We start from the raw sequence: 27,000 nt of genomic DNA, 5'->3' as shown, positions 1-27,000 counted from the left end.
TTATGTCCGCTGAAAAATTATTTACCCCACTGAAAGTGGGTGCTGTTACCGCGCCAAACCGTGTGTTCATGGCTCCACTTACCCGCCTGCGCAGCATTGAGCCGGGTGACATCCCAACGCCTCTGATGGGTGAGTATTACCGTCAACGTGCCAGCTCTGGTCTGATCATCTCCGAAGCCACGCAGATTTCTGCCCAGGCAAAAGGCTACGCGGGCGCACCGGGTCTGCACAGCCCTGAACAGATCGCCGCCTGGAAGAAAATCACGGCCGGTGTTCACGCTGACGAAGGTCGCATTGCGGTTCAACTGTGGCACACCGGTCGTATCTCTCACAACAGCATCCAGCCTGGCGGCCAGGCACCGGTTTCCGCCTCTGCCCTGAGCGCAAACACCCGTACTTCCCTGCGTGATGAAAACGGTCATGCGATCCGCGTCGACACTTCCATGCCGCGTGCGCTTGAGCTGGAAGAGATCCCGGGTATCGTGAATGATTTCCGCCAGGCCGTTGCGAATGCACGTGAAGCCGGTTTCGACCTGGTTGAACTGCACTCTGCCCACGGCTATCTGCTGCACCAGTTCCTGTCACCGTCTTCTAACCATCGTACCGACCAGTATGGCGGCAGCGTCGAAAACCGCGCCCGTCTGGTGCTGGAAGTGGTTGATGCGGTATGTAAAGAGTGGAGCGCAGACCGTATCGGCATCCGCGTCTCCCCAATTGGTTCTTTCCAGAACGTTGATAACGGTGCAAACGAAGAAGCGGATGCTCTGTACCTGATTGAGGAGCTGGCTAAACGTGGTATTGCTTATCTGCACATGTCTGAGCCTGACTGGGCTGGCGGCCAGCCTTACACCGAAGCCTTCCGTCAGAAAGTCCGCGAGCGTTTTAACGGTGTGATCATCGGTGCAGGTGCATACACGCCTGAGAAAGCAGAAGATCTGATCAACAAAGGTCTGATCGATGCGGTGGCGTTTGGTCGTGACTATATTGCCAATCCGGATCTGGTTGCACGTCTGCAACATAAAGCAGAACTGAATCCACAGCGCCCGGAAAGCTACTACGGTGGCGGCGCGGAAGGCTACACCGACTACCCTTCTCTGTAATCCCTCCCTTGTGCATTGATAGCGGCGATACTTCGCCGCTATACTAAAACATCGTTTCTGTTCAAAAAGATCATCCATTCCATTGGTTAATGAGGAAATTATGCGCCTACTTCACACCATGCTGCGCGTTGGCGACCTGCAACGTTCTATCAATTTCTACACTAACGTACTGGGTATGAAACTGCTGCGTACCAGTGAAAACCCGGAATACAAATACTCACTGGCGTTTGTGGGTTACGGCCTGGAAACGGATGAAGCGGTTATTGAGCTGACCTACAACTGGGGCGTAGATGCATACGAGCTGGGCACGGCATACGGTCATATCGCGCTGGAAGTGGATAACGCGGCTGAAGCCTGCGAACGCATCCGCAGCAACGGCGGCAACGTCACGCGGGAAGCCGGCCCGGTAAAAGGTGGAACGACCGTGATTGCATTTGTTGAAGATCCAGACGGTTACAAAATCGAACTGATTGAAGCCAAAGACGCTGGTCGCGGTCTGGGCAACTGATCCCGCAGGGCGCAATATGCGCCCGTAGTTTTACTGCATCCCCGCCCAAAATTTGCCATAATGCGCTCTGCTTTTTTCCCCTTGTAAGAGACCCTGATGTCCGATAACGCTCAATTTACCGGTCTGTGCGACCGTTTTCGTGGTTTTTATCCCGTTGTCATTGATGTAGAAACAGCCGGATTTAACGCTAAAACCGATGCGCTGCTTGAAATTGCCGCCATCACGCTGAAGATGGATGAACAGGGCTGGCTTACTCCGGACACCACGCTGCATTTCCACGTTGAACCGTTTGAGGGGGCAAACCTCCAGCCAGAAGCGCTGGCCTTTAACGGTATCGACCCGAAAAACCCACTGCGCGGCGCGGTGAGTGAATACGAAGCCCTTCACGCCATTTTTAAAATGGTGCGTAAAGGCATGAAAGATAATGACTGTAGCCGTGCCATTATGGTGGCCCATAACGCCACGTTCGATCACAGCTTTACGATGGCCGCTGCCGAACGCGCGTCACTTAAGCGCAACCCCTTCCACCCGTTTGTGACGTTTGATACTGCGGCACTGAGTGGTCTGGCGCTGGGGCAAACGGTTTTATCCAAAGCCTGCATCACGGCGGGTATTGATTTTGACGGTACGCAGGCGCATTCCGCGCTATATGACACGGAACGTACGGCTGAACTGTTCTGCGAAATTGTGAACCGCTGGAAACGTCTGGGCGGCTGGCCGCTGCCGATGGGTGAAGACGCAGGCCAGGAATAACGGGCCCAGCGTAAAAAAAGCGACCTTAAAAGGTCGCTTTTTTGTCTGCACAGAAAACTTATTCTGCGTCCGGCTCTTCCGTTTTGTACTTCGCCGCCGTCTCTTTGATCAGCTGCTGCAGTTCGCCACGCTGATACATTTCAATCAGGATGTCGCAACCGCCCACCAGCTCACCGTCTACCCACAACTGTGGGAAGGTCGGCCAGTTTGCGTATTTAGGCAGCTCGGCGCGAATATCCGGGTTCTGCAGGATATCAACGTAAGCAAAACGTTCACCACAGGCAGACAGCGCCTGAACCGCTTGCGCGGAGAAACCGCAGCTTGGCAGCTTCGGAGAACCTTTCATGTACAGGAGAATCGGGTTTTCAGCGATCTGGCGCTGGATTTTTTCAATAGTGGTGCTCATGTCTTGCTTCCTTTAACTTCTGTTACGGCATTCGTCTGACATTGTAGCGGTTCAGACAGACATCGGAAAATAACATTTTTGTCACGTCTTATTATTTTAACGATTGTCGCTAAAAGTTGCATTCTAAATGGTGCTTATCCCTGTTCCCCGCAGGGTTTTGCTTAGGGAGTGAACAATAGTGCGGCAAATCGATGAATTTTTTTGCACTTGCTAACGAAACATAATTTTAGATTGAAAAATGCTATTAACTTCTCGGGTTTTTATAGATTAGAATCGTCGGGCTTTGTAAATCACACGCAGGTATTATAGATGGCCTGCCTTTACCAGGGGACTGCCCAGTGGCGCGGATAAATAAAATCTCGATCACGCTCTGTGCTTTACTGTTTACAACACTCACTTTCACGCCAGTGGCGAACGCCTCTCAGCAGGCGCGGCATTCTGCTGTGCAAAAAACGCATCTGGCGAAGAGCACAGAACGTAATAAAAAAACCACCAGTAAGAACGAAAAGAAGAAAACCACCACTCAGACCAAACAAACCGCCTCCAGCAAGACAAAAACAAAACCTTCCCGCACCGCCCACACCACAAAGAGTAAAGCCTCGCAAACTGCCGCTAACCTCATGACTGAAAAGTGTACCGTGCGTAAAGGTCATAAAACGAAATGCACGAAAGTCCCTAAAAAATTAGCGGAAGTGCATAAGGTTCGCGTGCAGAAAGCACAAAAAACGGCGATGAATAAACTGATGGGGCAAATCGGCAAACCGTACCGCTGGGGGGGAACCTCACCACGTACCGGTTTTGACTGTAGCGGCCTGGTCTATTACGCCTATAAAGATCTGGTGAAGTTCCGCATTCCACGTACCGCCAATGAAATGTACCACCTGCGCGATGCCTCTCCGGTTGACCGTGGTGAACTGGAAAGCGGCGATCTGGTCTTCTTCCGCACCCAGGGTCGCGGAATGGCCGATCACGTCGGCGTCTACGTTGGCAACGGGAAATTCATCCAGTCACCGCGCAGCGGCCAGGATATTCAAATCACCTCTCTGAGCGAAGACTACTGGGTGCGCCACTATGTGGGTGCGCGCCGCGTCATGACACCGAATACTATCCGCTGATCCCTGCCCTGCCGCTACCGTGGCAGGGTAAGTTCCTCTTTTGAATGCCCTTTCAATTTGCTACTCTATCCTCGTTGTGCGTATGGCTATACGCAACATAAAAAACAATAAGGAGAGAAGCAATGTCGTTCGAATTACCTGCACTACCGTATGCAAAAGACGCCCTGGCCCCACACATTTCTGTGGAGACCCTGGAATACCATTACGGCAAACATCATCAGACGTATGTCACCAATCTGAACAATCTGATCAAAGGCACCGATTTCGAAGGCAAAACGCTGGAAGAGATCGTACGCAGTTCAGAAGGTGGCGTATTCAACAACGCGGCTCAGGTGTGGAACCACACCTTCTACTGGCACTGCCTGGCTCCGAACGCCGGTGGAGAACCTGTTGGTGAACTGGCTGCCGCCATTAACGCCGCATTCGGCAGCTTCGCGGATTTCAAAGCGAAGTTTACTGATGCAGCAATCAAAAACTTCGGTTCTGGCTGGACCTGGCTGGTAAAAGAAGCTGATGGCAAACTGGCTATCGTTTCTACCTCTAACGCAGGCACGCCACTGACCACCAGCGCAACGCCGCTGATGACCGTGGATGTGTGGGAACACGCTTACTACATCGACTACCGCAACGCGCGTCCTAACTATCTGGAGCACTTCTGGGCACTGGCTAACTGGGACTTTGTGGCGAAGAACTTCGCTGCATAAGAGATACGCAGAAGGGTTCGCCCTTCTGCGTTTTTGTTTATTCTGCGACGCAGGCCGTTTCAGGTTGTTTACGACCTGACATCATCACTAACAGCAGGCCCAGTGCGGCAATGATTGCCCCCATCACCGGCACAAAGCTGTAACCCAGCCCACCTGAAATCACGGCCCCACCGGCCGCCGCTCCCAGCGCATTACCCAGGTTGAATGCCCCGATATTGACGGAAGACGAAAGACCCGGTGCTTCATGGGCGACACGCATCACGCGCATCTGCAGCGGAGGAACCACGGCAAACGTTGCCGCACCCCATACCACCATCGCAATAGCTGCCCCCAGCTCGTTACGCGCCAACCACGGGATCGCCACCATGATGACTATCAGCAGAGTTAAAAAGCCTTTCAGCGTTCCATTCACCGAACGATCGGCCAGTTTCCCGCCGAGATAGTTGCCGATGGAAAAGCCCACGCCGATCAACACCAGCATCGCGGTAATAAAGACCGGCGCTGCGTGGGTGATATCATGTAGCACCGGGGAAATATAGGTGTAGAGGGTGAACATCGCCCCGGCCCCCAGCACAGTGGTCAGCAGCGCGGAAAGTACCTGAGGGCGCATCAGCACCGCCAGCTCTTTGCGTACTTCAGGGCGTTCACCGACACTGCCTTTTGGCAGGGAGAAGAACAGCGCCACCATCGCGACCACCCCCAACGCAGCGGTGGCGAGGAAAGACATACGCCAGCCAATCACTTCTCCCAGCCAGGTGGCAGCAGGCACGCCACCAATATTGGCGATCGTCAGCCCCATAAACATGGTTGCCACCGCGCTGGCTTGCTTGTGTTTTGGTACCACACTTGCCGCCACAACAGACCCCAGCCCAAAGAATGCGCCGTGGTTAAGACTGGTCAGGATCCGTGACAGCATCAGCGTGGTGTAATCCGGTGAAATGGCGGAGAGCACATTGCCCAGCGTAAAGATAGCCATCAGGAAAATCAGCGCATTGCGCCGGGCGCGATGCGAAAGCAGCAGCGTCATCAGCGGAGCCCCCACCATCACACCAATGGCATAAGCACTGATTAACATACCGGCCGCAGGGATAGAGACGTCCACGCCCCGGGCGATAACAGGCAGTAACCCCATTGGGGAGAATTCAGTGGTGCCAATCCCGAAAGCGCCAATCGCCAGGGCCAGCAGAGGAAAATTGATTTTCATGAGTCAACTCCGGATGCCGTGTCATCACGCGACACAGAACAAAGAAGTCAAAAGCATGACATCAATCACAAAAAATGAGAAGTTAACAAATTGGCAAAAGATTTTTGCCAGAGGAGTAACAATCGGGAGATCCGGAGGGCGAGTACACTCTCCCTCCGCGTAAATCAGTGCAATGCAGCAGTCAGACCGCCAGCCACAATCAAAGCCAGCACAATAACGGTGGTCACCAGTGAAAACTTCAGATCGGAACTCATCAATTTTTCTCCTTTTAATCCCCACACGGAAAGTGAGCTTGCTCATTTTTACACAGTTTACATCAAAAATCTTCCTGGATTTAAACTGATAACCACTTTTGCTCTTCCCCTTTTCATCAAGATAGGACAAAATTCCACGCTAAATTTATTAGCGTACCGGCCATTGACCCCCTCCTGACGTCCCGTGTCGTTTTCCTGGCGTGCCGCAATTCAAAAGTTGCGAGATAAGGGTGAGAGAAGGCAAACGTTTACCTTCCAGTTTTTCAGGAGCTTAGGATATGGTCTGGAGTGACATTTAATGGCAACAATTAAAGACGTAGCAAAACGCGCAAACGTTTCCACTACAACCGTATCACATGTAATTAACAAAACCCGCTTTGTTGCGGAAGAGACGCGTAATGCCGTTTGGGCAGCCATCAAAGAACTGCACTACTCACCAAGTGCGGTGGCTCGCAGCCTCAAGGTTAATCACACCAAATCCATTGGTTTGCTGGCCACCAGCAGTGAAGCGGCCTATTTTGCCGAGATCATTGAAGCGGTAGAGAAAAACTGTTTCCAGAAAGGCTACACCCTGATTCTGGGCAACGCATGGAACAGCATTGAAAAACAGCGTGCCTACCTGTCGATGATGGCACAAAAGCGCGTGGATGGCCTTCTGGTGATGTGTTCCGAATACCCGGAGTCTGTTCTTTCCATGCTGGAAGAGTACCGCCATATTCCGATGGTGGTCATGGACTGGGGTGAAGCGCGCGCCGATTTCACCGATTCCGTCATCGATAACGCCTTTGAAGGTGGTTATATGGCAGGTCGTTATCTGGTCGAGCGCGGCCACCGCGAGATTGGCGTGATCCCGGGTCCGCTTGAGCGCAATACCGGTGCCGGTCGTCTGGCGGGCTTTATGAAAGCGATGGAAGAAGCGCTGATCACCGTACCGGAAAACTGGATTGTGCAGGGCGACTTTGAGCCGGAATCCGGTTATCGCGCCATGCAGCAGATTGTCTCCCAACAGCACCGCCCCACCGCCGTCTTCTGTGGCGGGGACATCATGGCGATGGGCGCACTCTGTGCGGCGGATGAGCTGGGTCTGCGCGTGCCGCAGGATATTTCTGTGATCGGGTATGACAACGTGCGTAACTCGCGCTTCTTCACCCCGGCGCTGACCACCATTCACCAGCCGAAAGACTCACTGGGTGAAACGGCCTTCAATATGCTGATGGACAGGATCGTCAGCAAGCGCGAAGAGTCACAGTCCATTGAAGTTCACCCGCGTCTCATCGAACGTCGTTCCGTTGCGGATGGTCCATTCCGCGACTACCGTCGTTAATCGCCATACGGAGCCAGCTAAGCTGGCTCCCGTAGCCACTCCCGGTTCAGCGTTTCACTGTCTCCCAGATAATCCAGTAGCCAGGCCATCGCGGGCGATACATCGTTTTGTTGCCAGGTCAGACAGCAGGCCGCATCCGGGAACGGATTCTCCAGCGTCAGCGCAACCCATTCGCCGGTGTCGATCCTCGGACGGGCAAAATGGACAGGCACCATCCCCACGCACAGCCCGGCGCTGAGACAGGTCGCAGAAGATGCCCAGTCCGGCGCAACCACCCGTCGCTGGTTATCCAGCAGCCAGGTAATACGCTTGGGTAGCGAACGCGAGGTATCTTCCAGCACCAGCGACGGCCAGTTGCGTAGTGTATCGTCACTCAGCGGCCCCTCCATTGCTGCCAGCGGGTGATCGCTGGCCACCACACATTTCCAGCTCAGCATCCCCATATCGCGAAACGCATAGCGCCCCCCAACGGGGATTGCCTGGGTCGCGCCAATCGCCATCTCTACCCTGCCGTCCGCCAGCGCATCCCAGACACCGTTGAACACCTCCTGCGACACGCGCAGCTCGACATCCGAGAAATGGCGATAAAAATCAACAACCATCTGCCGGGTACGTTCGGGTTTGACGATGTTATCCACGGCAATGGAAAGATGCCCTCGCCAGCCGTTGGCTATCTGCTGACACTGTTCACGGGTGATCTGCATTTTTTTGATAACAGAACGCCCTTCTTTCAAAAACCACGCTCCTGCGGGCGTTAATTCCACATCGCGATGACGCCGCTCAAACAGCGGTACTGCCAGCCACTCCTCCAGCTGACGCACCGTATAGCTGATCGCCGACGGGACACGGTGCAGCTCCTGCGCTGCACCACTAAAGCTGCCGTTGCGTGCGACAGCATCCACGACTTCAAGAGAATAATCTGACCACATTTTCTGCCTGCAAAAAATTTGAATGCACCCGCCAAATATTAGCGTTTCACAAGCCGGTTTGCACTCCCTACACTCTGCGCCAACATACCCCTGCCTCCTTAAAGAGAATAAAACCATGCAACCCAGGAAAGGATTTTTAGTCTGGCTCGGCGGCTTAAGCGTGCTGGGCTTTTTAGCCACCGATATGTACCTGCCCGCTTTCGCCGCGATGCAGGAAGATTTACAAACGCCAGCTGCAGCCATCAGCGCCAGCCTGAGTCTGTTCCTCGCCGGTTTTGCCTTCGCACAGCTGCTCTGGGGGCCGCTCTCCGACCGCTTCGGCCGTAAACCTGTGTTGTTACTGGGTCTGGCTATTTTTGCCGTGGGCTGTCTGGGCATGTTATGGGTACGCGATGCGGCCTGGCTGCTGGTGTTGCGCTTTGTTCAGGCTGTCGGCGTCTGCGCCGCTGCCGTGACCTGGCAGGCGCTGGTGACTGACTATTACCCGGCGTCACGCACCAACCGCATTTTCGCCACCATTATGCCGCTGGTGGGCCTCTCACCGGCACTCGCCCCGCTGCTGGGCAGCTGGATCCTGGCGCATTTCGACTGGCAGGCGATCTTCGCCACGCTGTTTGCCATTACTCTGGTGTTGATGCTGCCGGCATTCGCCCTCAAACCTGCACATAAAAAAGAGACGCATACCGGGGCAAAACCCATTACGTTTATTTCGTTACTGCGCACCAAAGCCTACCGTGGAAACGTACTGATTTACGCCGCCTGTTCCGCGAGCTTCTTCGCCTGGCTGACCGGTTCACCGTTTATTCTGCACGATATGGGGTATAGCCCGGCCGCCATCGGTCTGAGCTATGTTCCGCAAACTATCGCCTTCCTGGTCGGTGGCTACGGTTGTCGCGCCGCGCTGCAAAAATGGGAGGGTCAGCAAATGCTGCCCTGGTTACTGGGTCTGTATGCATTAAGCGTGATAGGTACCTGGTCTGTTGGCTTTATCCCACACGTTGGTCTGGCCGAAATTTTGATTCCATTCTGTGTAATGGCGGTCGCTAACGGTGCTATTTACCCTATCGTCGTGGCGCAGGCGTTACGTCCGTTCCCACAGGCGACAGGGCGTGCAGCTGCGCTGCAAAACACCCTGCAACTGGGTTTGTGCTTCCTGGCAAGCCTGGTGGTTTCTGCACTGATTGCCACGCCGCTGTTGACCACCACCAGCGTGATGCTGGTTACCGTTGCGCTGGCCGCCATTGGCTATCGTATGCAGTCATCAGCACAACGTGAGCAGAATGACAGCACTCAGGCGGAAACCACACATGCATAATCGCACCCGAAATTATGTTGCATTTCAGTGATTAGGTTGCTAAGAATTTTTTATTGAATCACCAAATTTTGAGGCCTATACTAAATTTGGTTCGATTAAATACGATAAATATTAAGTGTTAACGGGAGCCGGAGTGCTCCCGTTTTACCAGGGAAGGCATTTCGGCAAGGGTTATCTCCCTTCCTCTGTTCTACGTCGGATACTAGCCTCGCGGTTAATTACCGTGAGATTTCTCACAAACCATAAAAAGCGTCTACGCTGTTTGAAGGTTCTGATCACAGCAAGGTGATGGAGAAGCTATGAGTTCATCGTGTATAGAAGAAGTCAACATTCCGGACGATAACTGGTCCCGGATCGTCAGTGAGCTGTTAGGCCGTGCAGGCATCACGATTAACGGATCGTCCCCTTCCGATCCGCAGGTTAAGCATCCCGATTTTTTTAAACGCGTATTGCAGGAGGGATCGTTAGGCCTGGGTGAAAGCTATATGGACGGCTGGTGGGAATGTGAACGGCTGGATATCTTTTTCTCCAGCGTGTTACGCGCGGGTCTGGAAAACCAACTCCCTCGCAACCTGAAAGACACGCTGCGTGTCGCCTCTACCCGTTTGTTCAATCTGCAAAATAAAAAACGGGCGTGGATCGTCGGCAAAGAGCATTACGATCTGGGTAACGACCTGTTCAGCCGTATGCTCGACCCTTTCATGCAATACTCCTGCGCCTACTGGAAAGAGGCGTCCACCCTTGAAGAGGCACAGCAGGATAAGTTGCGTTTGATTTGCGAAAAACTGCAGTTACAGCCCGGTATGCGGGTGCTGGATATTGGCTGTGGCTGGGGTGGGCTGGCGTATTTTATGGCGAAACACTACGGCGTCAGCGTAGTGGGTGTCACTATTTCCGCTGAACAGCAAAAAATGGCGCAGGAACGCTGTCAGACGCTGGATGTTGATATCCGGCTTCAGGATTACCGTGATCTGAACGAACAGTTCGACCGTATTGTGTCCGTTGGCATGTTCGAGCATGTGGGCCCTAAAAATTACGCGACTTACTTCGCGGTGGCGGATCGTAATTTGAAACCTGACGGTATCTTCTTATTGCATACCATCGGTTCTAAGCGCACTGACAATAACGTTGACCCGTGGATCAACAAATACATCTTCCCGAACGGGTGTTTACCCTCCGTACGCCAGATAGCGAACGCCAGTGAGCCTCATTTCGTTGTCGAAGACTGGCATAACTTCGGCGCGGATTACGACACCACGTTGATGGCATGGCACACACGTTTTCAGGAGTCCTGGCCAGAGATTGCGGACAACTATTCCGAGCGATTTAAACGGATGTTTAGCTATTACCTGAATGCCTGCGCAGGCGCGTTCCGGGCGCGAGATATTCAGCTCTGGCAGGTGGTCTTTAGCCGTGGGATTGAACATGGGCTCCGTGTCGCCCGATAAAAATAACCCCGGATATCCGGGGTTATTTTTATTCTTCGTCTGCTGCTTTTATTACTGCGGCCTCTTTTGCCGCCAGCACACGCTCAACGGTATCCACTACCGCCTGGGTTTGCGGATCAATTTCGATATTCACACGATGACCCAGTTTTTTCGCCCCCAGCGTGGTGCGCTGGAGAGTTTCAGGAATTAAATGCACGCAAAAACGCGTTGGCGTCACTTCCCCTACCGTCAGGCTAATACCATCAATACCAATAAATCCTTTATACAGGACGTATTTCATTAATGTCGGGTCCTGCATTTTAAACCAGATTTGACGGTTATTTTCCGACGTCACGATTTTCGCCACTTCTGCGGTTGTCATGATATGGCCCGACATCAGATGACCGCCAATCTCATCGCTGAACTTCGCCGCCCGCTCGACGTTTACGGTATCCCCCACCGCCAGCTCACCCAGATTGGTAATGCGCAGTGTTTCTTTCATTAAATCAAAGCTAATCTGGTTACCGTTTATTTCGGTCACCGTCAGGCAACAGCCGTTATGTGCAATCGAGGCTCCGGTTTCAATGCCCTCGAGCATATATTCCGGCAACTCCACCACGTGAGTGCGGAAATTGGGTTTTTCATCAATAGACACCACTTTGGCGGTGCCCTGCACAATACCAGTAAACATGCTTACAACTCCTGTTTTTTCCGGACGGTGGTGACACCGTTTAATCCCACCACAATAACAGTTGGAAAAACAGGTTGCCAGCAGAGCGCATTTTCTGGCGATTTTTTCACTAGATAATTAGTTAAACCCAGCTACAATAGCGGGTACTCCCCTGCATTTTCTTCTTGCTGCCAGTTACGGCGGCTTTTTTAGTCTCTCAAATAACAACAATATAAAGGTGTTCACGTGCAGAAGTACACGAACGAAGCGCGCCAGTTATTGGCACTGGCTATACCAGTGATCATCGCGCAAGTGGCCCAGACCGCAATGGGATTTGTGGATACGGTGATGGCGGGTGGCTACAGTGCCACCGACATGGCTGCCGTTGCGATAGGTACCTCCATCTGGCTCCCGGCTATTCTATTCGGCCACGGCCTGCTGCTGGCGCTCACGCCAGTCATCGCTCAGCTAAATGGCTCCGGACGACGCGATCGCGTTGCCCATCAGGTTCACCAGGGATTCTGGCTGGCCGGGTGTGTCTCGGTACTCATCATGGTGGTGCTCTGGAACGCCGGCCATATCATCCGCGCCATGCATAATATTGACCCGGCTCTCGCCGATAAAGCCGTCGGCTATCTGCGTGCCCTGCTCTGGGGCGCACCGGGCTACCTGTTCTTCCAGGTGGCACGTAACCAGTGTGAAGGTCTGGCTAAAACCAAACCGGGTATGGTGATGGGCTTTATCGGCCTGCTGGTGAACATTCCGGTGAACTATGTCTTTATTTACGGTCACTTCGGTATGCCGGAACTTGGCGGCGTAGGCTGTGGCGTGGCGACAGCGGCAGTGTATTGGGTGATGTTCTTCAGCATGCTCACCTTCATTAAACATGCCCGTTCCATGCGTGATATTCGTAATGAACACCGATTCAGCACACCGGACTGGAGCATCCTGACGCGTCTGGTACAGTTGGGGCTTCCTATTGCGCTGGCGCTGTTTTTTGAGGTGACACTGTTCGCCGTTGTTGCTCTGCTGGTCTCCCCGCTGGGCATTGTGAACGTTGCAGGACACCAGATTGCGCTGAACTTCAGCTCCCTGATGTTCGTCCTGCCGATGTCACTGGCAGCTGCCGTGACCATCCGCGTGGGCTTCCGTCTGGGACAGGGTTCAACTCTTGATGCACAAACCGCCGCACGTACCGGGCTGGCCGTGGGGGTCTGTATGGCAGCCTGTACGGCACTCTTTACCATCACGCTGCGTGAGCAAATTGCCCTGCTCTACAATGACAACCCGGAGGTTGTGGCGCTCGCATCACACCTGATGCTGCTGGCTGCCGTGTATCAGCTTTCCGATTCTATTCAGGTGATCGGCAGCGGCGTGCTGCGCGGGTATAAAGATACGCGTTCCATTTTCTTTATCACCTTCATTGCTTACTGGGTGCTGGGCCTGCCGTGTGGTTACATCCTGGCGCTCACCGACCTGGTGGTTGATCGCATGGGGCCAGCCGGTTTCTGGATGGGCTTTATCATCGGTCTGACCTCCGCCGCCATCATGATGATGATGCGTATGCGCTTCCTGCAACGCCAGCCATCGACGGTGATTTTGCAACGCGCCGCGCGTTAAATGGGCAGTAGCCGCCTGCTGGCGGCTACTTTCTCTTCACTTTGCGCGGTAATGAAGCAATCACGTGAAATCAGAGAGAAAAATGCATTTTCCCTCTTGCCTCATTGAGGCTGTGCCGCTAATATTCGTCCCCGTTGTCACCGACAACACGTTGCGTTCATAGCTCAGTTGGTTAGAGCACCACCTTGACATGGTGGGGGTCGTTGGTTCGAGTCCAATTGAACGCACCATTCTGCGTCCGTAGCTCAGTTGGTTAGAGCACCACCTTGACATGGTGGGGGTCGGTGGTTCGAGTCCACTCGGACGCACCATTTCAGTTTTCCTGATTTGGTGCATTCTCCCTTAAAAAATCCCGCATATTACGCCTTGTTTCATCCCACTCTGTAATAGCTCTCTGCAGACTCAAAACGTTTTACACCGCATGCATACCCGTCGTATAAAAACAGCCCAAAGCACCCTTATCCGCTGGGATACGATTTTCAGGTGCTTTCGGAATACAAAAAAGCGTCAGTCGTTACTCGAAGAAGACGTCCGGGTTTTCAGACAGCGAGATGAACGTTTTCGTCTCTTTATCCAGCGCACGAATGTCGCCGCTTTCAATGTCATATACCCAGCCGTGCAGGCGGATAGCATTGTTGCGTAGCCCCACCGCAACCGATGGGTGCGTTTTAATGTTGCTCAACTGCGCAAACACGTTTTCCTGCACCATCGCGTTCACTTTATCGGTAGGGTTATCCCAGGTTTTATTCTCAATAACCGCTTTTGCCGCATCAGCGTAGCGCAGCCAGTGGGAAACCGCAGGCATCGGCTCCAGGTTCGCGTTGTCGGCAATCGCCTTCATCGCACCACAGTTAGAGTGGCCGCAGATCACGATATCCGTTACGCCTAACGCCACCACGGCATATTCGATGGTGGCAGAGACACCGCCTGGCTCAGGCCCGAAAGGTGGCACAATGTTGCCAGCATTACGAATGACAAAGAGCTGTCCCGGCTCTTGCTGGGTGACCAGTTCCGGAACCAGGCGACTGTCGGAGCAGGAGATGAACAGCGCTTTGGGATTCTGGCTGGACGCTAAACTGCGGAAGAGCTCTTTACGTTGCGGAAAAACCTCTTTTTGAAAGTTGAGGAAACCTTCAATGATATGTTGCATAGCAATATCTCTTTTATCTGTTTTGAGTTTAGGCACGATCTGGATCACACTCTGAAAGTTTACCCACCGCGCTTTACTTCAGACAAGCAATATATTTCTGGCCCGACCGCTGCACAATCTCACTGGCCTTCGCCAGGATGTTCTGACCTTCGAATGCGCCATAGAGCCGTTCAAACATCTTGCCCTGCAAATGGTGCATCACCCGTTCGACCGTGCCCGCCGACAGCGGGAGCATATTAGGGTAGCTCCACATAAACGAGACAGCATTTTTCCCCGGCGTCACCTGCAAAATATCACCTGCCAGTAAAACCCCCTCTCCGTCATGCCAGTGCAGCACCGTGCCGCCCGCAAAGTGACCGCCAGTCCGCAGCAGCGTCACCGACGGCATGATGTCCAGCGCGTCTCCCTCCCAGAAGTGGATCGCGGTGCTGCTACGCATCACCCATTCTCTGTCGCTGGCATGTAAATAGACAGGAGCATCGAAGGCCGCGGACCAGTCCTGCATCGTGGTGTAATAATGGGGGTGCGAAATCGCGATCGCGCTGATACCGCCCAGCGCCGAGATCAACGTTTTGGTTGCCGGGTCGAGGTTCGCGATGCAATCCCACAGAATATTGCCTTGCGGAGTGAGTAACAGAATTGCGCGCTGGTTAATGGCAAAGGACGGTACCGTTCTGATGCTGAACAGCCGTGGTTCGAGCTGCTGCCATGTGTTGGTATGGGTGGCTGTCAACGCAGCCACATCAATCCATTCCTGGCCAGTCACCGGAACATACTGGCGTTCATCCTCGCAAATCGGGCATCTGTCTGGCGTTGTCCCATAAGAAGTACCGCAGGCTTTACAGAGTGTAATCATGCGCTTTCCTCAGCAATTAAGCTCTGAGTATGGCAGGGATTATCCTTATGTGCTGCGCGCTACATTGCCGGCGTTTTTTGCCCTATACTGTGCCAGTATCAAAAACCGAACAAAGCAGGTGCAACATGGAAATTGATCTCGATAACTTAGTCTTTAATGGACTGGATGAAGCAGAAGAGCGCAACGCGGAACGTCTGGACGACGCAGACAAAAAAGCCCAGGCGATTGTTGCTGACGATGACTGCGGCGATGCCTGCAAAATCTGATCGCGAAGCACCGGACACCCCGGTGCTTTTTTATTGGTGTGACTTTTTCAGCCCATCCCTTTGCGCGTGATGTCTCCTTCCCGGCAGTAAACCGACGCTCGCTTTCCCCAGTGGTTTCGCACAGCTCATTCCAGTACATTTCGCGCGTGCGGCGCAGTTCAGCGTGGCGTTTTATCATGGAACCACTCCGGGTCGATGTTGGCAACGTCCACGCCATACAGGCTGGCGACAGGCAGTATTGACTCAAGAACACGTTGCGCGCTGTTCTCCGCATTCGCAGGTCGGGTCGCCAAAAACCGCCGTAACGTGCTTATCCACTTTTTCATCGTCTTTACCCCTTTCGCTCAACATGCCCTCAGTTAAGCACCCAAATTCTGTGCAGGGGAAATACCAATATCCACTGTTGATGTGCAGGATCCGCAAATAGCCCCATTGCTTCACCTGTCAGTAACACCTTGTTCACTAATGCTTTTTCACTCATAGCAAAGAACAATTTCTTATTTGGCGAGAACGTTCGCTTATGGGAGCGTAACCGGACAAAACAACAATGAGGGGCAGACGTATTACTATGGCAGAAAATAAAAAAGGATATCAAAAACAGGTCATTGCGCTGGGTTTACTGGTGGCGGGCGGCATGCTTTCTCTGCAGGCACAGGCAGATCAACTGGCGGATATCAAGGCCGCAGGGGTGGTAAAAGTCGCCACGTTTGACGCCAACCCACCGTTTGGTGCAATCGATGCCCAAACCCATAACATCGTAGGTTATGACGTCGATTTTGCCCACGCACTGGCAAAAGCGCTGGGCGTGAAGCTTGAGCTGGTTGCCACCAACCCGGCCAACCGTATTCCTCTGCTGCAGTCCGGCAAAGCGGATTTGATTGTGGCAGATATCACCATCACCCCGGAACGTGCGCAGGTCGTTGATTTCTCAACCCCCTATTTCGTCACCGGACAACAGTTCCTGGTTCCGGCCAAATCGGCCAATAAGCTGGACGACTATAGCCGGGCGCGTATTGGCGCGGTAAAAGGAACAACGGGTGAACAGGCTCTGCATCAGCGCTTCCCGCAGTCCCGCGTGCTCTCTTATGACGATATTCCGCTGGCGCTGACGGCGTTGCGTAACGGTAATGTGCAGGCGATCACTCAGGACAGTACCATCCTGGCAGGTCTGCTGGCGCAGGCTCCGGATAAAGCCAACTTCAAAATTCTGCCCGACCTGCTCAGCAAAGAAGAGATTGGCGTCGGCGTGAAAAAAGGCGAAACGGCACTGCTGAAGGTCGTCAATGATGAACTGGTGAATCTGGAGAAAAGTGGCCAGGCCGCCAGAATTTATGATGCCTGGTTTGGCCCACAAACCCAATCCCCACAGCCTCGCGCCTTTAAAATAGAAGCCCAGTAATATGCTCTCAGGTTTATTTTCACGCTCCGCGGCTCGTGCCGCGGATTTTTCACATCTGGAACATGCCAGCGTCGAGTTTCGTGACGTCGTCAAACGCTACGGGGACCATCACGTTTTAAAAGGCATTAACCTCAGCATTATGCCTGGCGAAGTGGTTGCTATCCTCGGCCCTTCGGGTTCCGGTAAATCGACCCTAATCCGGCTTATCAACCAGCTTGAAACCCTGAACGGCGGCGAAATCCTGATCGACAACACCCCTACCGGGCAGCTGTCCGGTGCGGCACTGCGCCAGCTACGCAGCCGCGTTGGGTTTGTGTTCCAGCAATTTAATCTCTACGCCCATCTCACCGCCAGCCAGAATATCACCCTGGCTCTGGAACATGTTCACGGCTGGAAGCCGCAGCCCGCACAGGAACGGGCGCAGGCATTGCTGGAAAACGTGGGGATGCTGGAAAAAGCCCACCATTTTCCCGCCGAGCTTTCTGGCGGCCAGCAACAGCGCGTGGCAATTGCCCGCGCCCTGGCCTCTTCCCCGCAAATCATCCTGTTCGATGAACCTACCTCCGCGCTCGATCCGGAAATGATCGGCGAAGTCTTGTTCGTGATGAAAGCCCTTGCCCACAGCGGGATCACCATGATTGTGGTGACACATGAGATGCAATTTGCCCGGGAAATTGCCGACCGGATTGTCTTTATCGACGGCGGACAGATTCTGGAAACCGCACCGCCGGAGCAATTTTTCAGTCAGCCGTCGCATCCGCGTGCGCAGCGTTTCCTGCAAAAAGTGCTGAACCCGCTGCATCAGGAGCATCTGTAATGCCCGCGCTCGACTGGCAGGGCGTGCTGACCGGACAGCCCCTGCAATGGATTTTATCCGGTTTTTTGACCACGCTGTGGGTCACGCTCGCCGGGGCGATTCTGGCAAGCCTTCTCGCCCTGCTTTTTCTGCTCCTGCGCCTCTCCGGTGGCCGGTTTGGCAATGGGGTCGTCAGTTGCTGGGTCTCACTGTTTCGCAATACCCCCTTACTGGTGCAACTGCTGTTCTGGTATTTCGCGGCCTGGAACGGGCTTCCCCTCGCATTTCGCGATCTGGTGAACGCAGATCACAGCTGGTCGATCCTGCCGGGTGGTGTCTGGTGGTTCACACCCGAGTTTTTATGTTCCGCCTGGGGATTGGGGGTGTTCACCTCCGCCTTTTTAATTGAAGAGGTGGAGTCCGGGCTACGTTCCGTCCCGGCCGGGCAACGGGAGGCGGCGCTGGCACAGGGGTTCTCTGCGTGGCGGCTGTTTCGCTATATCCTTCTGCCGCAAGGCCTGGCTAATGCCTGGCAGCCTGTCGTCGGGCAATATCTCAACCTGATGAAACTCTCCTCACTCGCCAGCGGAATTGGCTTTGCAGAGCTGACCTACCAGGTGCGGCAGATTGAAAGCTACAACGCTCATGCGCTGGAGGCGTTTACCGTGGGAACCGTACTGTACTTGCTCACTGGCGTGGCGATGGGCATGGCGCTGGTGCGCATTGGCCCCTCTGTGAAACGGAAACACCACGCGACGGTCGCAACAGGAAGTGAAAAACATGATTGCCGGACTTAATGTTATTACGGATAACCTGGATTATCTGCTGTGGGGACGTGCGGCAGCCGGTGAGCCTGGCGGGGTATTGCTCTCGTTACTGATGGCCGCTGGCGCGGCGGGACTGGCACTGCCCGGCGGTATTGCCCTCGCCTGCCTGGCCTGGCGCTGTCCGGGTCTCGTACGCAAAGCGCTCTTCCTGTGGGCGGAACTGATTCGCGGTATCCCGTTGATCTTCGTGATTTTCTGGATGTGGTATCTTCTGCCGCTCATCACGGGCGGCGATCTGCCGGGTGCCCTCACCGTAACGCTGGCGCTGGCCTGGTTTACAGCGGCAACGGTAATGCACTCGGTATTGGCCGGGCTGAGTGCATTACCCGGCGGACAGTATGAAGCCGCGTTGACTCAGGGATTTAGCACTCAGCAAACCCTGTGGCGTGTACTACTGCCGCAGGTAATACGCAATATTCTGCCGTCTCTGGTGGGGATTTTTATCAGCCTGCTGAAGGATACATCGCTGGCGTTTATTGTGAACGTCCCGGAACTGACCACGGTGGCGGGACAGGTGAACAACCGGGTGCAAATCTACCCGGCAGCTATTTTTATCTTTACAGGGGTGGTCTACTACCTGCTCTGCTGTTCCCTCGAACAGCTTGCAAAACGCTGGCGCATTAACCGGCCAGCGCTTTAACCACCGTTTCCATCGCTTCCGTTGTCAATTCGCTGCGTTTGACGCGCTGGTTCGCCAGCGCGGTACGCAGCACACCGGCAATCACAATATGCTTCGGCTCCTGCCCTAAATCACGCATTTCGAGAACGACCTTACCTACCACCCGGCACATTTCCTGGTACAGCGCTTCGTCTTTGGTCACATTGCCCATTGGCTTCACTCCATTGCTTCAAAAACTCAGCTTAATTGATTCATCGCCCGGATACAAAAAAGAAGCCCGATGAATAAATCACCGGGCTTCATTCACAAAATCAAACAATTAGTTATTTACAGGGATCACCGCGCCTTTGTATTTGGTGCGGATCCAGTCCTGAATCTCTTTAGAGTGCAGCACATTCACCAGCGCAACGATATCTTTCTTCTTCTCATCGCCACGGTGTACGGTAATGATGTTGGCATACGGGTTGTTTTCACCGCTCTCAACTGCAATCGGGTCGTGAACCGGATCCAGACCGGCATCAATCGCGTAGTTGGCGTTGATCACTACCGCAGCACCTTCGTCGTTGTTGTACATCTGCGGCAGCAGAGACGCTTCTACGTTAGGCGTGAACTGCAGCTTCTTCGGGTTCTCGACGATATCGCTGATGCGTGCGGTCACTTTGTCGATGCCCGGCTTCAGCTTGATCACGCCCGCTTTCTCAAAGATGGAGAGAATTCGCCCCTCTTCAGAAACGGCATCGCGCATGATGATTTTGCCGCCTGCCGGCAAATCTTTCAGCGATTTGTATTTTTTGGAGTAGATACCGATTGGCTCAATGTGGATCGCCCCCGCGCTGACAAAATCGTAATCCTTATCGCCAGCGTGATCTTTCAGCACGCTGTTCAGATAAGGGATGTGCTGGAAGTAGTTGGCGTCAATGTCATGCCCCGCCAGCGCCGTGTTTGGCAGAATGTAGTCCTGGAAGGGTTTGATCTCCAGATCGATACCCTGCTTCGCCAGAATCGGCTTCGCCTGCTCCAGAATTTCGGCATGCGGCGTGTTGGACGCCCCCACCGTCAGGGTGTCCGCCCAGGAGGCAAAGCTCAGGGCACTCAGGGTTGCGGCGGCGATCAGTGTCAGTGTTTTTTTCATGATGATGGTTCCTGTGTGTTATTAGAAATTATCTTTTGTCTAACAGTGAAGTAATGACATCGCCGCAGAACTGGATAATGAAAACGATGATCAAAATAGTCACCGTTGCCACCAGCGTGACGTCACCGTGGTTGCGCTGGAATCCTTCCAGATAAGCCAGATTTCCCAAGCCGCCAGCGCCAATCACCCCCGCCATTGCGCTGTAGCTCACCAGCGCAATCAGCGTCACCGTAATACCTGAAACCAGTGCAGGTGATGACTCCGGCAGTAAAACCCGAAACACTAAGGTGCTCAGTCGTGCGCCCATCGAGCGCGTTGCTTCTATTACCCCTTTGTCCACCTCACGCAGAGCAATCTCGACCAGACGCGCGTAGAACGGCGCAGCCCCCACAATCAGGGCAGGCAGTGCGGCGTTTGCCCCGAGGATGGTACCGACGACGGTCTTGGTGAACGGGATCAGCAGTACGATCAGAATGATGAACGGGACCGAACGGAACACGTTCACCACAATCGACATCACGCTATACACCGCACGGTTGTGGAACAAACCACCGCGCGCAGTCAAAAACAGCGCCAGGCCAAGCACAATCCCCAGTACAAAGGTTGCCACGCCGGAGAGTGCGGTCATGTACAGCGTCTCCTGCGTGGCTGCCCACAGTTGATCCCACTTCAGATGCGGAAAAAGATCCTCAGCCATGCTTAATTACCTCGCCTTCAATATCACTGTGCTGCAGATCGGCGAGGATATTGTTCAGTTGCTCATCAGATGCCACCACGTGCACCCAGAGTTGCCCAAAAACACCGTGGGCTGTTTGCGTCATTTTCCCGTGCAGGATGTTAAACGGCAGGCCGTAGCGCAGCGTTAACTCACCCACGATCGGCTTATGCGTGCTGTGTCCGGTGAAGGTCAGCCGGATGACCGAGCCTTCCAGCTCATTCGCCAGCGCCGAATTAAATGTCTCTTCCTCAGCGTACTGGCTGACCTGACGCACGAACTGCCGGGTAATTGGCTGTTGCGGATGGGTAAAGACGTTCAGCACATCCCCCTCTTCCACAACTTTGCCATTTTCCATCACCGCCACGCGGTCACAGATTTTGCGCACCACGTGCATCTCGTGGGTGATCAGCACAATGGTCAGTTTGAAACGACGGTTAATGTCCAGCAGCAGATCGAGGATCTGATCGGTGGTTTGTGGGTCAAGGGCGGATGTTGCCTCGTCACAAAGCAACACGTCCGGGTTATTCGCCAGCGCGCGGGCAATACCGACGCGCTGCTTTTGCCCGCCGCTCAGCTGGGACGGATACGCATTCTCGCGACCTTTCAGGCCGACCAGCGCCACCAGCTCGGCCACGCGAGCCTTGATGTTGGCTTTAGGCACCCCGGCAATTTGCATCGAAAAAGCGATGTTCTCGTTTACCGTGCGCGACCACAGCAGGTTGAAGTGCTGGAACACCATACTGATTTTCAGCCGCGCCTGGCGCAGCGCTTCACCCTTTGCGGCAGAGATGTCTTGTCCATTGATGGTGACGCTGCCGGTGCTGGGTTTTTCCAGACCATTCAGCAGACGGATCAGGGTACTTTTCCCTGCGCCGCTGTAACCAATAATGCCGTAAATTTGTCCCTGTTCTACCGTCAGATTGACGTTATCAACGGCAGTGAGTGCCACCTTTCCGTTATCAAAAACCTTCGAAATATTCCTGAGTACGATCATTCTTATTCGCAATCCGTTCCGCATATAGCGGTTTAGCAGTATGGATGTCCAAATGAGTGTAAACAGGCGATATCAGGTTTTAAATGACCAAAAAGGAATTTGTTATAACCTCAGGAAATAAGAAGCGGCATCACCGGGTTGAAAGCCAATAGACCAATTTCAGCAATGATTATCTGCGGATTGCATATCTCACGGGGCATCTCCGGTGAAAATGGTTATTTTTTCCGCATTTCATGCCGATATAGCCATCCTCACATCCAGAGCACTTTACGTCTCACCATCCTGACATCCGAAATCAGCATGAATATGCTTTTCTGTTCTAAATGACAGTGAATCGTTCTTTATCGGGAATTTTTCATCGCCCTATCATCCCGTCATGACCTCCTGAAAGGAAAACACCATGACGATTTACCATTCCGTCACCGAGCTGATTGGCCAGACGCCGCTTATCCAGTTGCATAAACTCGATACCGGCCCGTGCTCGCTATTTTTGAAGCTGGAAAACCAAAACCCCGGCGGCTCGATTAAAGATCGCGTTGCGCTGTCGATGATTAATGAAGCGGAGCGCAACGGTTTGCTGCTGCCGGGCGGTACCATTATTGAGGCCACGGCGGGAAATACCGGCCTCGGTCTGGCCCTGATTGCCGCCCAGAAAGGATATTCGCTGATCCTGGTGGTGCCGGACAAAATGAGCCGCGAGAAGATTTTCCACCTGCGGGCGCTGGGTGCTCAGGTGGTGCTGACACGTTCCGACGTCAACAAGGGGCATCCGGCCTATTATCAGGATTACGCCCAGCGCCTGGCGGACGAGCTTCCCGGCGCGTTTTACATTGACCAGTTCAATAACGAAGCCAATCCGCTGGCGCACCGCACCACCACGGCACCGGAACTGTATGAACAACTTGGCGGCAACATTGACGCCATTGTGGTCGGCGTGGGTTCCGGCGGAACGCTGGGCGGTCTGCAGGCATGGTTTGCCGAACACTCCCCGCACACGGAATTCGTGCTGGCCGACCCTGCAGGGTCCGTTCTCGCCGACCAGGTGGAAACCGGACGCTACCACGATGCTGGCTCCTGGCTGGTTGAAGGGATCGGCGAAGACTTTATTCCGCCGCTGGCGCATATCGAAGGGGTGAACCGCGCCTGGCGCATCACCGATCGCGAAGCGTTCACCACCGCACGCGAACTGCTGAAAACGGAAGGTATTCTGGCAGGCTCCTCCAGCGGCACGTTGCTGGCAGCGGCGCTGAAATATTGTCAGGCCCAGACCACGCCAAAACGTGTCGTCACCTTCGCCTGCGACAGCGGGAACAAGTATCTGTCGAAAATGTTCAACGATGACTGGATGCGCCAGCAGGGGCTGATTTCTCGCCCGCAGGCAGGCGATCTCTCTGACTACATTGCCCTGCGCCACGATGAAGGCGCGACCGTCGCCGCCGCCCCGGATGACACGCTTTCCACCGTGCTGGCACGGATGCGTCTGTACGACATCTCTCAGTTACCGGTGCTGGATAACGGCAAGGTCGTGGGCATTATCGATGAATGGGATCTGCTGCGGCACATCGGCGGCGACGGCGATCGTTTCACCCTTCCCGTGACAGCAGCAATGACGCGCCAGGTGGAGTTTCTCGATAAACATGCGCCGGAAAGCGCCCTGACGACCCTTTTCGACCGGGGTCTGGTGGCCGTGATCACCGACCATGACCGTTTTCTGGGTCTGATTACGCGCAGCGATGTCCTTACCGCCTGGCGCAACCGTCTACCACAATAAAGGAATAAACGATGAAAAACCTGGCAACCCTGAGTGTACACAGCGGTGAATTTAACGATCGTCACGGCGCAGTTATGCCACCAATTTACGCCACCTCGACGTTTGCGCAACCGTCACCGGGAGAACATACCGGCTACGAATATTCCCGCAGCGGCAACCCAACCCGCCATGCGCTGGAAACCGCGATAGCCACGCTGGAAGGTGGCACGCGCGGCTATGCCTTTGCTTCTGGTCTCGCAGCCATTTCTACTGTGCTGGAGCTGCTGGATAAAGACAGTCATATCGTCGCAATTGATGATGTCTATGGCGGAACCTATCGGTTGATTGAAAACGTGCGCAAGCACAGCACTGGCCTGCGGGTCAGTTGGGTTAAACCGGACGATGTCGCGGGACTCGAGGCTGCCATTCGCCCGGATACGCGAATGGTCTGGGTAGAAACACCAACCAACCCGCTGCTTAAGCTGGCGGATCTTGCTGCCATCGCAGAAATCGCCCGTCGCCATAATATTATCAGCGTGGCGGATAACACCTTTGCCTCACCGGTCATTCACCGACCGCTGGAGTTCGGCTTTGATATTGTGGTGCACTCTGCCACCAAATATCTTAACGGCCATTCAGACGTGGTGGCCGGGCTGGCGGTGGTGGGTGATAACAAAGTGCTGGCAGACAAACTGGGCTACCTGCAAAACGCGGTCGGCGGTGTACTGGATCCGTTCAGCAGTTTCCTGACGCTTCGCGGCATCCGTACCCTCGCGCTGCGAGTGGAAAAGCACAGCACCAACGCTCTGGCCATTGCGCAATGGCTGGAACAGCACCCTCAGGTCGCAAAAGTATTTTATCCGGGACTGGAATCGCACCCGCAGTATTCCCTCGCCCGCACGCAGATGGCATTGCCGGGCGGGATGATCTCGGTAGTGGTGAAAGGTGATGCGCAACGCGCAGCAGAGATTATCCGCAAACTGAAACTGTTTACCCTCGCCGAAAGCCTGGGGGGTGTGGAAAGTCTGGTGAGCCAGCCTTACAGCATGACCCATGCTTCTATTCCGCTGGAACAACGTCTGGCCAACGGTATTGTGCCGCAGTTGATCCGCCTGTCAGTCGGGATTGAAGATGCAAAAGATCTGATTGCCGACCTCAACCAGTCACTGAAAAATTAAACAAAATGCGGCAGGCAATCGGTCTGCCGCTATAAGATGTCATGATACCTTAACGCCTTGATAACAATCTTGTGTGGATCTTCACAGAATGTTTTTGAAACGCTGTTTTCATTTTCCTTTTGTCTGAAAACCAGCGTATAATGCGCGCCTAATCCCTGGTGAATGGTTTCAGCGCTTGGAATACAAAAAACAACGTACAACTTCTCCTCTCTCTCGTTGGGCTGAAACTCAGGCACACTTTCTTCTGCACGCTCATTTGATGTCACCTATCCTTAGTGCGTGCCATAGCCAATTTCGCAACACAGGTTTGACTCCGCGGCGGTGCGCCCCCGGAGCGAGATTCCCATATCCTTCCCAACTTAAAGACTAAGACTGTCATGAAAAAGACGAAAATTGTTTGCACCATCGGCCCAAAAACCGAATCTGAAGAGATGCTGAGCAAAATGCTGGACGCCGGCATGAACGTTATGCGTCTGAACTTCTCCCACGGCGATTACGCAGAACACGGTCAGCGTATCCAGAACTTGCGCAACGTGATGAGCAAGACCGGTAAAAAAGCCGCGATCCTGCTGGACACCAAAGGCCCGGAAATCCGCACCATTAAACTGGAAGGCGGTAACGACGTTTCTCTGAAAGCAGGCCAGACCTTCACCTTCACCACTGACAAGTCTGTTATCGGCAACAGCGAAATCGTTGCTGTGACCTATGAAGGCTTCACCAGCGATCTGTCCGTCGGTAACACCGTTCTGGTGGACGATGGTCTGATCGGCATGGAAGTGACCGCTATCGAAGGTAAAAACGTTGTTTGTAAAGTACTGAACAACGGCGACCTGGGCGAAAACAAAGGCGTTAACCTGCCAGGCGTTTCCATCGCGCTGCCAGCACTGGCTGAAAAAGACAAACAAGATCTGATTTTCGGTTGCGAACAAGGCGTTGACTTCGTTGCAGCATCCTTCATCCGTAAACGTTCCGACGTGGTTGAAATCCGTGAGCATCTGAAAGCCCACGGCGGCGAGAAGATCCAGATCATCTCCAAAATCGAAAACCAGGAAGGCCTGAACAACTTCGACGAAATCCTCGAAGCGTCTGACGGCATCATGGTTGCACGTGGTGACCTGGGTGTTGAGATCCCGGTTGAAGAAGTGATCTTCGCGCAGAAGATGATGATCGAGAAATGTGTTCGCGCACGTAAAGTGGTTATCACTGCAACGCAGATGCTGGACTCGATGATCAAAAACCCACGTCCAACCCGCGCAGAAGCAGGCGACGTGGCTAACGCCATCCTCGACGGTACTGATGCCGTTATGCTGTCCGGCGAATCCGCGAAGGGTAAATACCCACTGGAAGCGGTGACCATCATGGCGACCATCTGCGAACGTACCGATCGCGTGATGAAAAGCCGTCTGGACTATAACAACGACAGCCGCAAACTGCGCATCACTGAAGCTGTGTGCCGTGGTGCAGTAGAAACCGCTGAGAAGCTGGAAGCGCCACTGATCGTGGTTGCAACCCAGGGTGGTAAATCTGCCCGCGCAGTACGTAAATACTTCCCTGACGCGACCATCCTGGCGCTGACCACCAACGAAACCACTGCTCGTCAGCTGGTACTGAGCAAAGGCGTGGTTCCACACCTGGTGAAAGAGATCGCTTCTACTGATGATTTCTACCGTCTGGGTAAAGAAGTGGCTCTGCAGCTCGTTGAACGCGGCCTGGCACAGAAAGGCGACGTTGTTGTGATGGTTTCGGGTGCCCTGGTTCCATCAGGTACGACCAATACAGCATCTGTTCACGTACTGTAATAATTCCCGAACGAATTATTTTTTGATAAGAAGCGTCCTTCGGGACGCTTTTTTTATTCCTGTCATTAGCCAAATCTATTCAAAAAGCAAATCGGGTTTCTCTATTTAATTGCGAATTATCTAAGATGAATCCGATGAAAAATGCCTTTTTTAACATAGCTTTTTACGCAAAATGGTCTGATTCGAT

Annotated in this window: 29 protein-coding genes and 2 tRNA genes; 19 read left to right on the top strand and 12 right to left on the bottom strand. The window is 53.7% G+C overall.

Translation table 11 applies throughout. The features are described from left to right. Window positions 1–2 precede the first annotated feature (2 nt). The 3 genes from ACJ9N4_RS09415 to rnt all read left to right on the top strand — a co-directional run bounded on the left by ACJ9N4_RS09415 (window position 3) and on the right by rnt (window position 2,361). On the top strand, window positions 3–1,100 hold the full coding sequence (locus tag ACJ9N4_RS09415) for an alkene reductase (RefSeq protein ID WP_182271207.1): 1,098 nt from the start codon (window positions 3–5) through the stop codon (window positions 1,098–1,100). Window positions 1,101–1,200: 100 nt separating this feature from the next. After that, window positions 1,201–1,608, top strand: coding sequence for a lactoylglutathione lyase (gloA, locus tag ACJ9N4_RS09410; RefSeq protein WP_182271206.1), 408 nt, complete (start codon window positions 1,201–1,203; stop codon window positions 1,606–1,608). Between the two features lie 96 nt (window positions 1,609–1,704). Continuing rightward, window positions 1,705–2,361 (top strand): ribonuclease T, encoded by a 657-nt coding sequence (gene rnt, locus ACJ9N4_RS09405; protein WP_182271205.1) that lies wholly within the window; start codon window positions 1,705–1,707, stop codon window positions 2,359–2,361. A 58-nt stretch (window positions 2,362–2,419) separates the two neighbouring features. Here rnt and grxD read toward each other — a convergent pair whose 3' ends face one another. Next, entirely contained in the window at window positions 2,420–2,767 is a 348-nt protein-coding gene (gene grxD / locus ACJ9N4_RS09400; protein WP_003832760.1) for a monothiol glutaredoxin 4, read from the bottom strand. A gap of 338 nt (window positions 2,768–3,105) precedes the next feature. On the opposite strand from grxD, the gene ACJ9N4_RS09395 reads away from it, so the two are divergent. Then, window positions 3,106–3,882, top strand: a complete 777-nt coding sequence (locus ACJ9N4_RS09395) for a C40 family peptidase (RefSeq protein ID WP_411500421.1) — start codon at window positions 3,106–3,108, stop codon at window positions 3,880–3,882. Between the two features lie 122 nt (window positions 3,883–4,004). Continuing rightward, window positions 4,005–4,586 (top strand): superoxide dismutase [Fe], encoded by a 582-nt coding sequence (gene sodB / locus ACJ9N4_RS09390; RefSeq protein ID WP_182918544.1) that lies wholly within the window; start codon window positions 4,005–4,007, stop codon window positions 4,584–4,586. A 37-nt stretch (window positions 4,587–4,623) separates the two neighbouring features. On the opposite strand, the gene ACJ9N4_RS09385 is transcribed toward sodB, so the two are convergent. Next, window positions 4,624–5,790 carry an MFS transporter gene (locus tag ACJ9N4_RS09385; protein ID WP_182271202.1) on the bottom strand — a complete coding sequence of 389 codons (1,167 nt, stop codon included), beginning with the start codon at window positions 5,788–5,790 and terminating at the stop codon, window positions 4,624–4,626. Window positions 5,791–5,954: 164 nt separating this feature from the next. Next, window positions 5,955–6,044 (bottom strand): YnhF family membrane protein, encoded by a 90-nt coding sequence (locus ACJ9N4_RS09380; protein WP_042319665.1) that lies wholly within the window; start codon window positions 6,042–6,044, stop codon window positions 5,955–5,957. A 298-nt stretch (window positions 6,045–6,342) separates the two neighbouring features. On the opposite strand from ACJ9N4_RS09380, the gene purR reads away from it, so the two are divergent. Next, window positions 6,343–7,368 carry an HTH-type transcriptional repressor PurR gene (purR, locus tag ACJ9N4_RS09375; RefSeq protein ID WP_182271201.1) on the top strand — a complete coding sequence of 342 codons (1,026 nt, stop codon included), beginning with the start codon at window positions 6,343–6,345 and terminating at the stop codon, window positions 7,366–7,368. A 17-nt stretch (window positions 7,369–7,385) separates the two neighbouring features. Here the strand turns inward: purR and punR are convergent, their stop codons facing one another. Continuing rightward, window positions 7,386–8,297, bottom strand: a complete 912-nt coding sequence (gene punR, locus ACJ9N4_RS09370; protein ID WP_182271200.1) for a DNA-binding transcriptional activator PunR — start codon at window positions 8,295–8,297, stop codon at window positions 7,386–7,388. A gap of 115 nt (window positions 8,298–8,412) precedes the next feature. Here punR and punC point away from each other — a divergent pair, with 115 nt between their 5' ends. Both punC and cfa read left to right on the top strand, forming a co-directional pair. Beyond that, window positions 8,413–9,612, top strand: a complete 1,200-nt coding sequence (gene punC, locus ACJ9N4_RS09365) for a purine nucleoside transporter PunC (protein WP_182271199.1) — start codon at window positions 8,413–8,415, stop codon at window positions 9,610–9,612. A gap of 299 nt (window positions 9,613–9,911) precedes the next feature. Next, entirely contained in the window at window positions 9,912–11,060 is a 1,149-nt protein-coding gene (gene cfa, locus ACJ9N4_RS09360; RefSeq protein WP_182271198.1) for a cyclopropane fatty acyl phospholipid synthase, read from the top strand. Between the two features lie 28 nt (window positions 11,061–11,088). Here cfa and ACJ9N4_RS09355 read toward each other — a convergent pair whose 3' ends face one another. Beyond that, window positions 11,089–11,730: a riboflavin synthase subunit alpha gene (locus tag ACJ9N4_RS09355; RefSeq protein WP_182918545.1), complete on the bottom strand. Its 642-nt coding sequence runs from the start codon at window positions 11,728–11,730 to the stop codon at window positions 11,089–11,091. Window positions 11,731–11,955: 225 nt separating this feature from the next. Here ACJ9N4_RS09355 and mdtK point away from each other — a divergent pair, with 225 nt between their 5' ends. The 3 genes from mdtK (at window position 11,956) to ACJ9N4_RS09340 (ending at window position 13,640) form a co-directional block, all read left to right on the top strand. Then, entirely contained in the window at window positions 11,956–13,329 is a 1,374-nt protein-coding gene (gene mdtK / locus ACJ9N4_RS09350) for an MdtK family multidrug efflux MATE transporter (protein WP_182918546.1), read from the top strand. 153 nt (window positions 13,330–13,482) lie between these two features. Further along, window positions 13,483–13,559, top strand: a tRNA-Val gene (locus tag ACJ9N4_RS09345). Between the two features lie 4 nt (window positions 13,560–13,563). Next, window positions 13,564–13,640 (top strand) — tRNA-Val (locus tag ACJ9N4_RS09340). A gap of 203 nt (window positions 13,641–13,843) precedes the next feature. Here the strand turns inward: ACJ9N4_RS09340 and ACJ9N4_RS09335 are convergent. Both ACJ9N4_RS09335 and ACJ9N4_RS09330 read right to left on the bottom strand, forming a co-directional pair. Beyond that, complete coding sequence (locus ACJ9N4_RS09335; protein ID WP_182271195.1) at window positions 13,844–14,479, bottom strand: carbonic anhydrase; 636 nt, start codon at window positions 14,477–14,479, stop codon at window positions 13,844–13,846. Between the two features lie 73 nt (window positions 14,480–14,552). After that, entirely contained in the window at window positions 14,553–15,335 is a 783-nt protein-coding gene (locus tag ACJ9N4_RS09330; protein ID WP_411500420.1) for an MBL fold metallo-hydrolase, read from the bottom strand. A 125-nt stretch (window positions 15,336–15,460) separates the two neighbouring features. Here ACJ9N4_RS09330 and ACJ9N4_RS09325 point away from each other — a divergent pair, with 125 nt between their 5' ends. Then, window positions 15,461–15,601 carry a hypothetical protein gene (locus ACJ9N4_RS09325; protein WP_003857665.1) on the top strand — a complete coding sequence of 47 codons (141 nt, stop codon included), beginning with the start codon at window positions 15,461–15,463 and terminating at the stop codon, window positions 15,599–15,601. Window positions 15,602–15,759: 158 nt separating this feature from the next. Here the strand turns inward: ACJ9N4_RS09325 and ACJ9N4_RS09320 are convergent, their stop codons facing one another. Further along, window positions 15,760–15,927: a hypothetical protein gene (locus ACJ9N4_RS09320; protein ID WP_182271193.1), complete on the bottom strand. Its 168-nt coding sequence runs from the start codon at window positions 15,925–15,927 to the stop codon at window positions 15,760–15,762. A gap of 242 nt (window positions 15,928–16,169) precedes the next feature. Here ACJ9N4_RS09320 and ACJ9N4_RS09315 point away from each other — a divergent pair, with 242 nt between their 5' ends. Genes ACJ9N4_RS09315 through ACJ9N4_RS09300 form a run of 4 tightly spaced genes read left to right on the top strand, consistent with a single transcriptional unit; the run spans window position 16,170 to window position 19,263 of the window. Beyond that, a complete protein-coding gene (locus ACJ9N4_RS09315; RefSeq protein WP_411500419.1) occupies window positions 16,170–17,000 on the top strand; it encodes an ABC transporter substrate-binding protein in 831 nt (276 codons plus the stop codon). Between the two features lies 1 nt (window position 17,001). Next, window positions 17,002–17,817, top strand: a complete 816-nt coding sequence (locus ACJ9N4_RS09310; RefSeq protein ID WP_411500418.1) for an amino acid ABC transporter ATP-binding protein — start codon at window positions 17,002–17,004, stop codon at window positions 17,815–17,817. Then, window positions 17,817–18,593 (top strand): amino acid ABC transporter permease, encoded by a 777-nt coding sequence (locus tag ACJ9N4_RS09305; protein WP_395122044.1) that lies wholly within the window; start codon window positions 17,817–17,819, stop codon window positions 18,591–18,593. Before ACJ9N4_RS09310 ends, ACJ9N4_RS09305 begins: the two co-directional genes overlap by 1 nt. Next, window positions 18,577–19,263, top strand: a complete 687-nt coding sequence (locus ACJ9N4_RS09300; protein WP_182918551.1) for an amino acid ABC transporter permease — start codon at window positions 18,577–18,579, stop codon at window positions 19,261–19,263. The genes ACJ9N4_RS09305 and ACJ9N4_RS09300 overlap by 17 nt, the downstream gene beginning before the upstream one ends. On the opposite strand, the gene fumD is transcribed toward ACJ9N4_RS09300, so the two are convergent. The 4 genes from fumD to ACJ9N4_RS09280 form a co-directional block, all read right to left on the bottom strand. After that, window positions 19,244–19,453 carry a fumarate hydratase FumD gene (gene fumD / locus ACJ9N4_RS09295; protein ID WP_008500615.1) on the bottom strand — a complete coding sequence of 70 codons (210 nt, stop codon included), beginning with the start codon at window positions 19,451–19,453 and terminating at the stop codon, window positions 19,244–19,246. The genes ACJ9N4_RS09300 and fumD overlap by 20 nt on opposite strands. A 108-nt stretch (window positions 19,454–19,561) precedes the next feature. Continuing rightward, entirely contained in the window at window positions 19,562–20,374 is an 813-nt protein-coding gene (locus ACJ9N4_RS09290) for a MetQ/NlpA family ABC transporter substrate-binding protein (protein ID WP_182271188.1), read from the bottom strand. A gap of 28 nt (window positions 20,375–20,402) precedes the next feature. Next, entirely contained in the window at window positions 20,403–21,071 is a 669-nt protein-coding gene (locus ACJ9N4_RS09285) for a methionine ABC transporter permease (RefSeq protein WP_182271187.1), read from the bottom strand. Continuing rightward, the gene (locus tag ACJ9N4_RS09280) at window positions 21,064–22,086 is read right to left on the bottom strand and encodes a methionine ABC transporter ATP-binding protein (protein ID WP_182918552.1); all 1,023 of its coding nucleotides are present in this window, start codon (window positions 22,084–22,086) and stop codon (window positions 21,064–21,066) included. Before ACJ9N4_RS09280 ends, ACJ9N4_RS09285 begins: the two co-directional genes overlap by 8 nt. A gap of 400 nt (window positions 22,087–22,486) precedes the next feature. Here ACJ9N4_RS09280 and ACJ9N4_RS09275 point away from each other — a divergent pair, with 400 nt between their 5' ends. From ACJ9N4_RS09275 to pykF, 3 genes are all read left to right on the top strand, one after another. Further along, complete coding sequence (locus ACJ9N4_RS09275) at window positions 22,487–23,857, top strand: pyridoxal-phosphate dependent enzyme (protein ID WP_411500417.1); 1,371 nt, start codon at window positions 22,487–22,489, stop codon at window positions 23,855–23,857. An 11-nt stretch (window positions 23,858–23,868) separates the two neighbouring features. After that, window positions 23,869–25,014, top strand: a complete 1,146-nt coding sequence (locus ACJ9N4_RS09270) for a trans-sulfuration enzyme family protein (protein ID WP_182918554.1) — start codon at window positions 23,869–23,871, stop codon at window positions 25,012–25,014. A 377-nt stretch (window positions 25,015–25,391) separates the two neighbouring features. Further along, window positions 25,392–26,813 carry a pyruvate kinase PykF gene (gene pykF / locus ACJ9N4_RS09265; protein WP_182271183.1) on the top strand — a complete coding sequence of 474 codons (1,422 nt, stop codon included), beginning with the start codon at window positions 25,392–25,394 and terminating at the stop codon, window positions 26,811–26,813. Window positions 26,814–27,000: the final 187 nt, after the last annotated feature.

This window comes from Enterobacter sp. LM3 (genome assembly GCF_046622475.1).
Taxonomy (GTDB): Bacteria; Pseudomonadota; Gammaproteobacteria; order Enterobacterales; family Enterobacteriaceae; genus Enterobacter; species Enterobacter cloacae_P.
This window is presented reverse-complemented; position numbering and strand designations above follow the sequence as displayed.

Coding starts and splice junctions, on each gene's coding strand:
- ACJ9N4_RS09415 (WP_182271207.1), top strand. CDS start 3: ATGTCCGCTGAAAAATTATTTACCCCACTGAAAGTGGGTGCTGTTACC.
- gloA (WP_182271206.1), top strand. CDS start 1,201: ATGCGCCTACTTCACACCATGCTGCGCGTTGGCGACCTGCAACGTTCT.
- rnt (WP_182271205.1), top strand. CDS start 1,705: ATGTCCGATAACGCTCAATTTACCGGTCTGTGCGACCGTTTTCGTGGT.
- grxD (WP_003832760.1), bottom strand. CDS start 2,767: ATGAGCACCACTATTGAAAAAATCCAGCGCCAGATCGCTGAAAACCCG.
- sodB (WP_182918544.1), top strand. CDS start 4,005: ATGTCGTTCGAATTACCTGCACTACCGTATGCAAAAGACGCCCTGGCC.
- ACJ9N4_RS09385 (WP_182271202.1), bottom strand. CDS start 5,790: ATGAAAATCAATTTTCCTCTGCTGGCCCTGGCGATTGGCGCTTTCGGG.
- ACJ9N4_RS09380 (WP_042319665.1), bottom strand. CDS start 6,044: ATGAGTTCCGATCTGAAGTTTTCACTGGTGACCACCGTTATTGTGCTG.
- purR (WP_182271201.1), top strand. CDS start 6,343: ATGGCAACAATTAAAGACGTAGCAAAACGCGCAAACGTTTCCACTACA.
- punR (WP_182271200.1), bottom strand. CDS start 8,297: ATGTGGTCAGATTATTCTCTTGAAGTCGTGGATGCTGTCGCACGCAAC.
- punC (WP_182271199.1), top strand. CDS start 8,413: ATGCAACCCAGGAAAGGATTTTTAGTCTGGCTCGGCGGCTTAAGCGTG.
- cfa (WP_182271198.1), top strand. CDS start 9,912: ATGAGTTCATCGTGTATAGAAGAAGTCAACATTCCGGACGATAACTGG.
- ACJ9N4_RS09355 (WP_182918545.1), bottom strand. CDS start 11,730: ATGTTTACTGGTATTGTGCAGGGCACCGCCAAAGTGGTGTCTATTGAT.
- ACJ9N4_RS09335 (WP_182271195.1), bottom strand. CDS start 14,479: ATGCAACATATCATTGAAGGTTTCCTCAACTTTCAAAAAGAGGTTTTT.
- ACJ9N4_RS09330 (WP_411500420.1), bottom strand. CDS start 15,335: ATGATTACACTCTGTAAAGCCTGCGGTACTTCTTATGGGACAACGCCA.
- ACJ9N4_RS09325 (WP_003857665.1), top strand. CDS start 15,461: ATGGAAATTGATCTCGATAACTTAGTCTTTAATGGACTGGATGAAGCA.
- ACJ9N4_RS09320 (WP_182271193.1), bottom strand. CDS start 15,927: ATGAAAAAGTGGATAAGCACGTTACGGCGGTTTTTGGCGACCCGACCT.
- ACJ9N4_RS09315 (WP_411500419.1), top strand. CDS start 16,170: ATGGCAGAAAATAAAAAAGGATATCAAAAACAGGTCATTGCGCTGGGT.
- ACJ9N4_RS09310 (WP_411500418.1), top strand. CDS start 17,002: ATGCTCTCAGGTTTATTTTCACGCTCCGCGGCTCGTGCCGCGGATTTT.
- ACJ9N4_RS09305 (WP_395122044.1), top strand. CDS start 17,817: ATGCCCGCGCTCGACTGGCAGGGCGTGCTGACCGGACAGCCCCTGCAA.
- ACJ9N4_RS09300 (WP_182918551.1), top strand. CDS start 18,577: ATGATTGCCGGACTTAATGTTATTACGGATAACCTGGATTATCTGCTG.
- fumD (WP_008500615.1), bottom strand. CDS start 19,453: ATGGGCAATGTGACCAAAGACGAAGCGCTGTACCAGGAAATGTGCCGG.
- ACJ9N4_RS09290 (WP_182271188.1), bottom strand. CDS start 20,374: ATGAAAAAAACACTGACACTGATCGCCGCCGCAACCCTGAGTGCCCTG.
- ACJ9N4_RS09285 (WP_182271187.1), bottom strand. CDS start 21,071: ATGGCTGAGGATCTTTTTCCGCATCTGAAGTGGGATCAACTGTGGGCA.
- ACJ9N4_RS09280 (WP_182918552.1), bottom strand. CDS start 22,086: ATGATCGTACTCAGGAATATTTCGAAGGTTTTTGATAACGGAAAGGTG.
- ACJ9N4_RS09275 (WP_411500417.1), top strand. CDS start 22,487: ATGACGATTTACCATTCCGTCACCGAGCTGATTGGCCAGACGCCGCTT.
- ACJ9N4_RS09270 (WP_182918554.1), top strand. CDS start 23,869: ATGAAAAACCTGGCAACCCTGAGTGTACACAGCGGTGAATTTAACGAT.
- pykF (WP_182271183.1), top strand. CDS start 25,392: ATGAAAAAGACGAAAATTGTTTGCACCATCGGCCCAAAAACCGAATCT.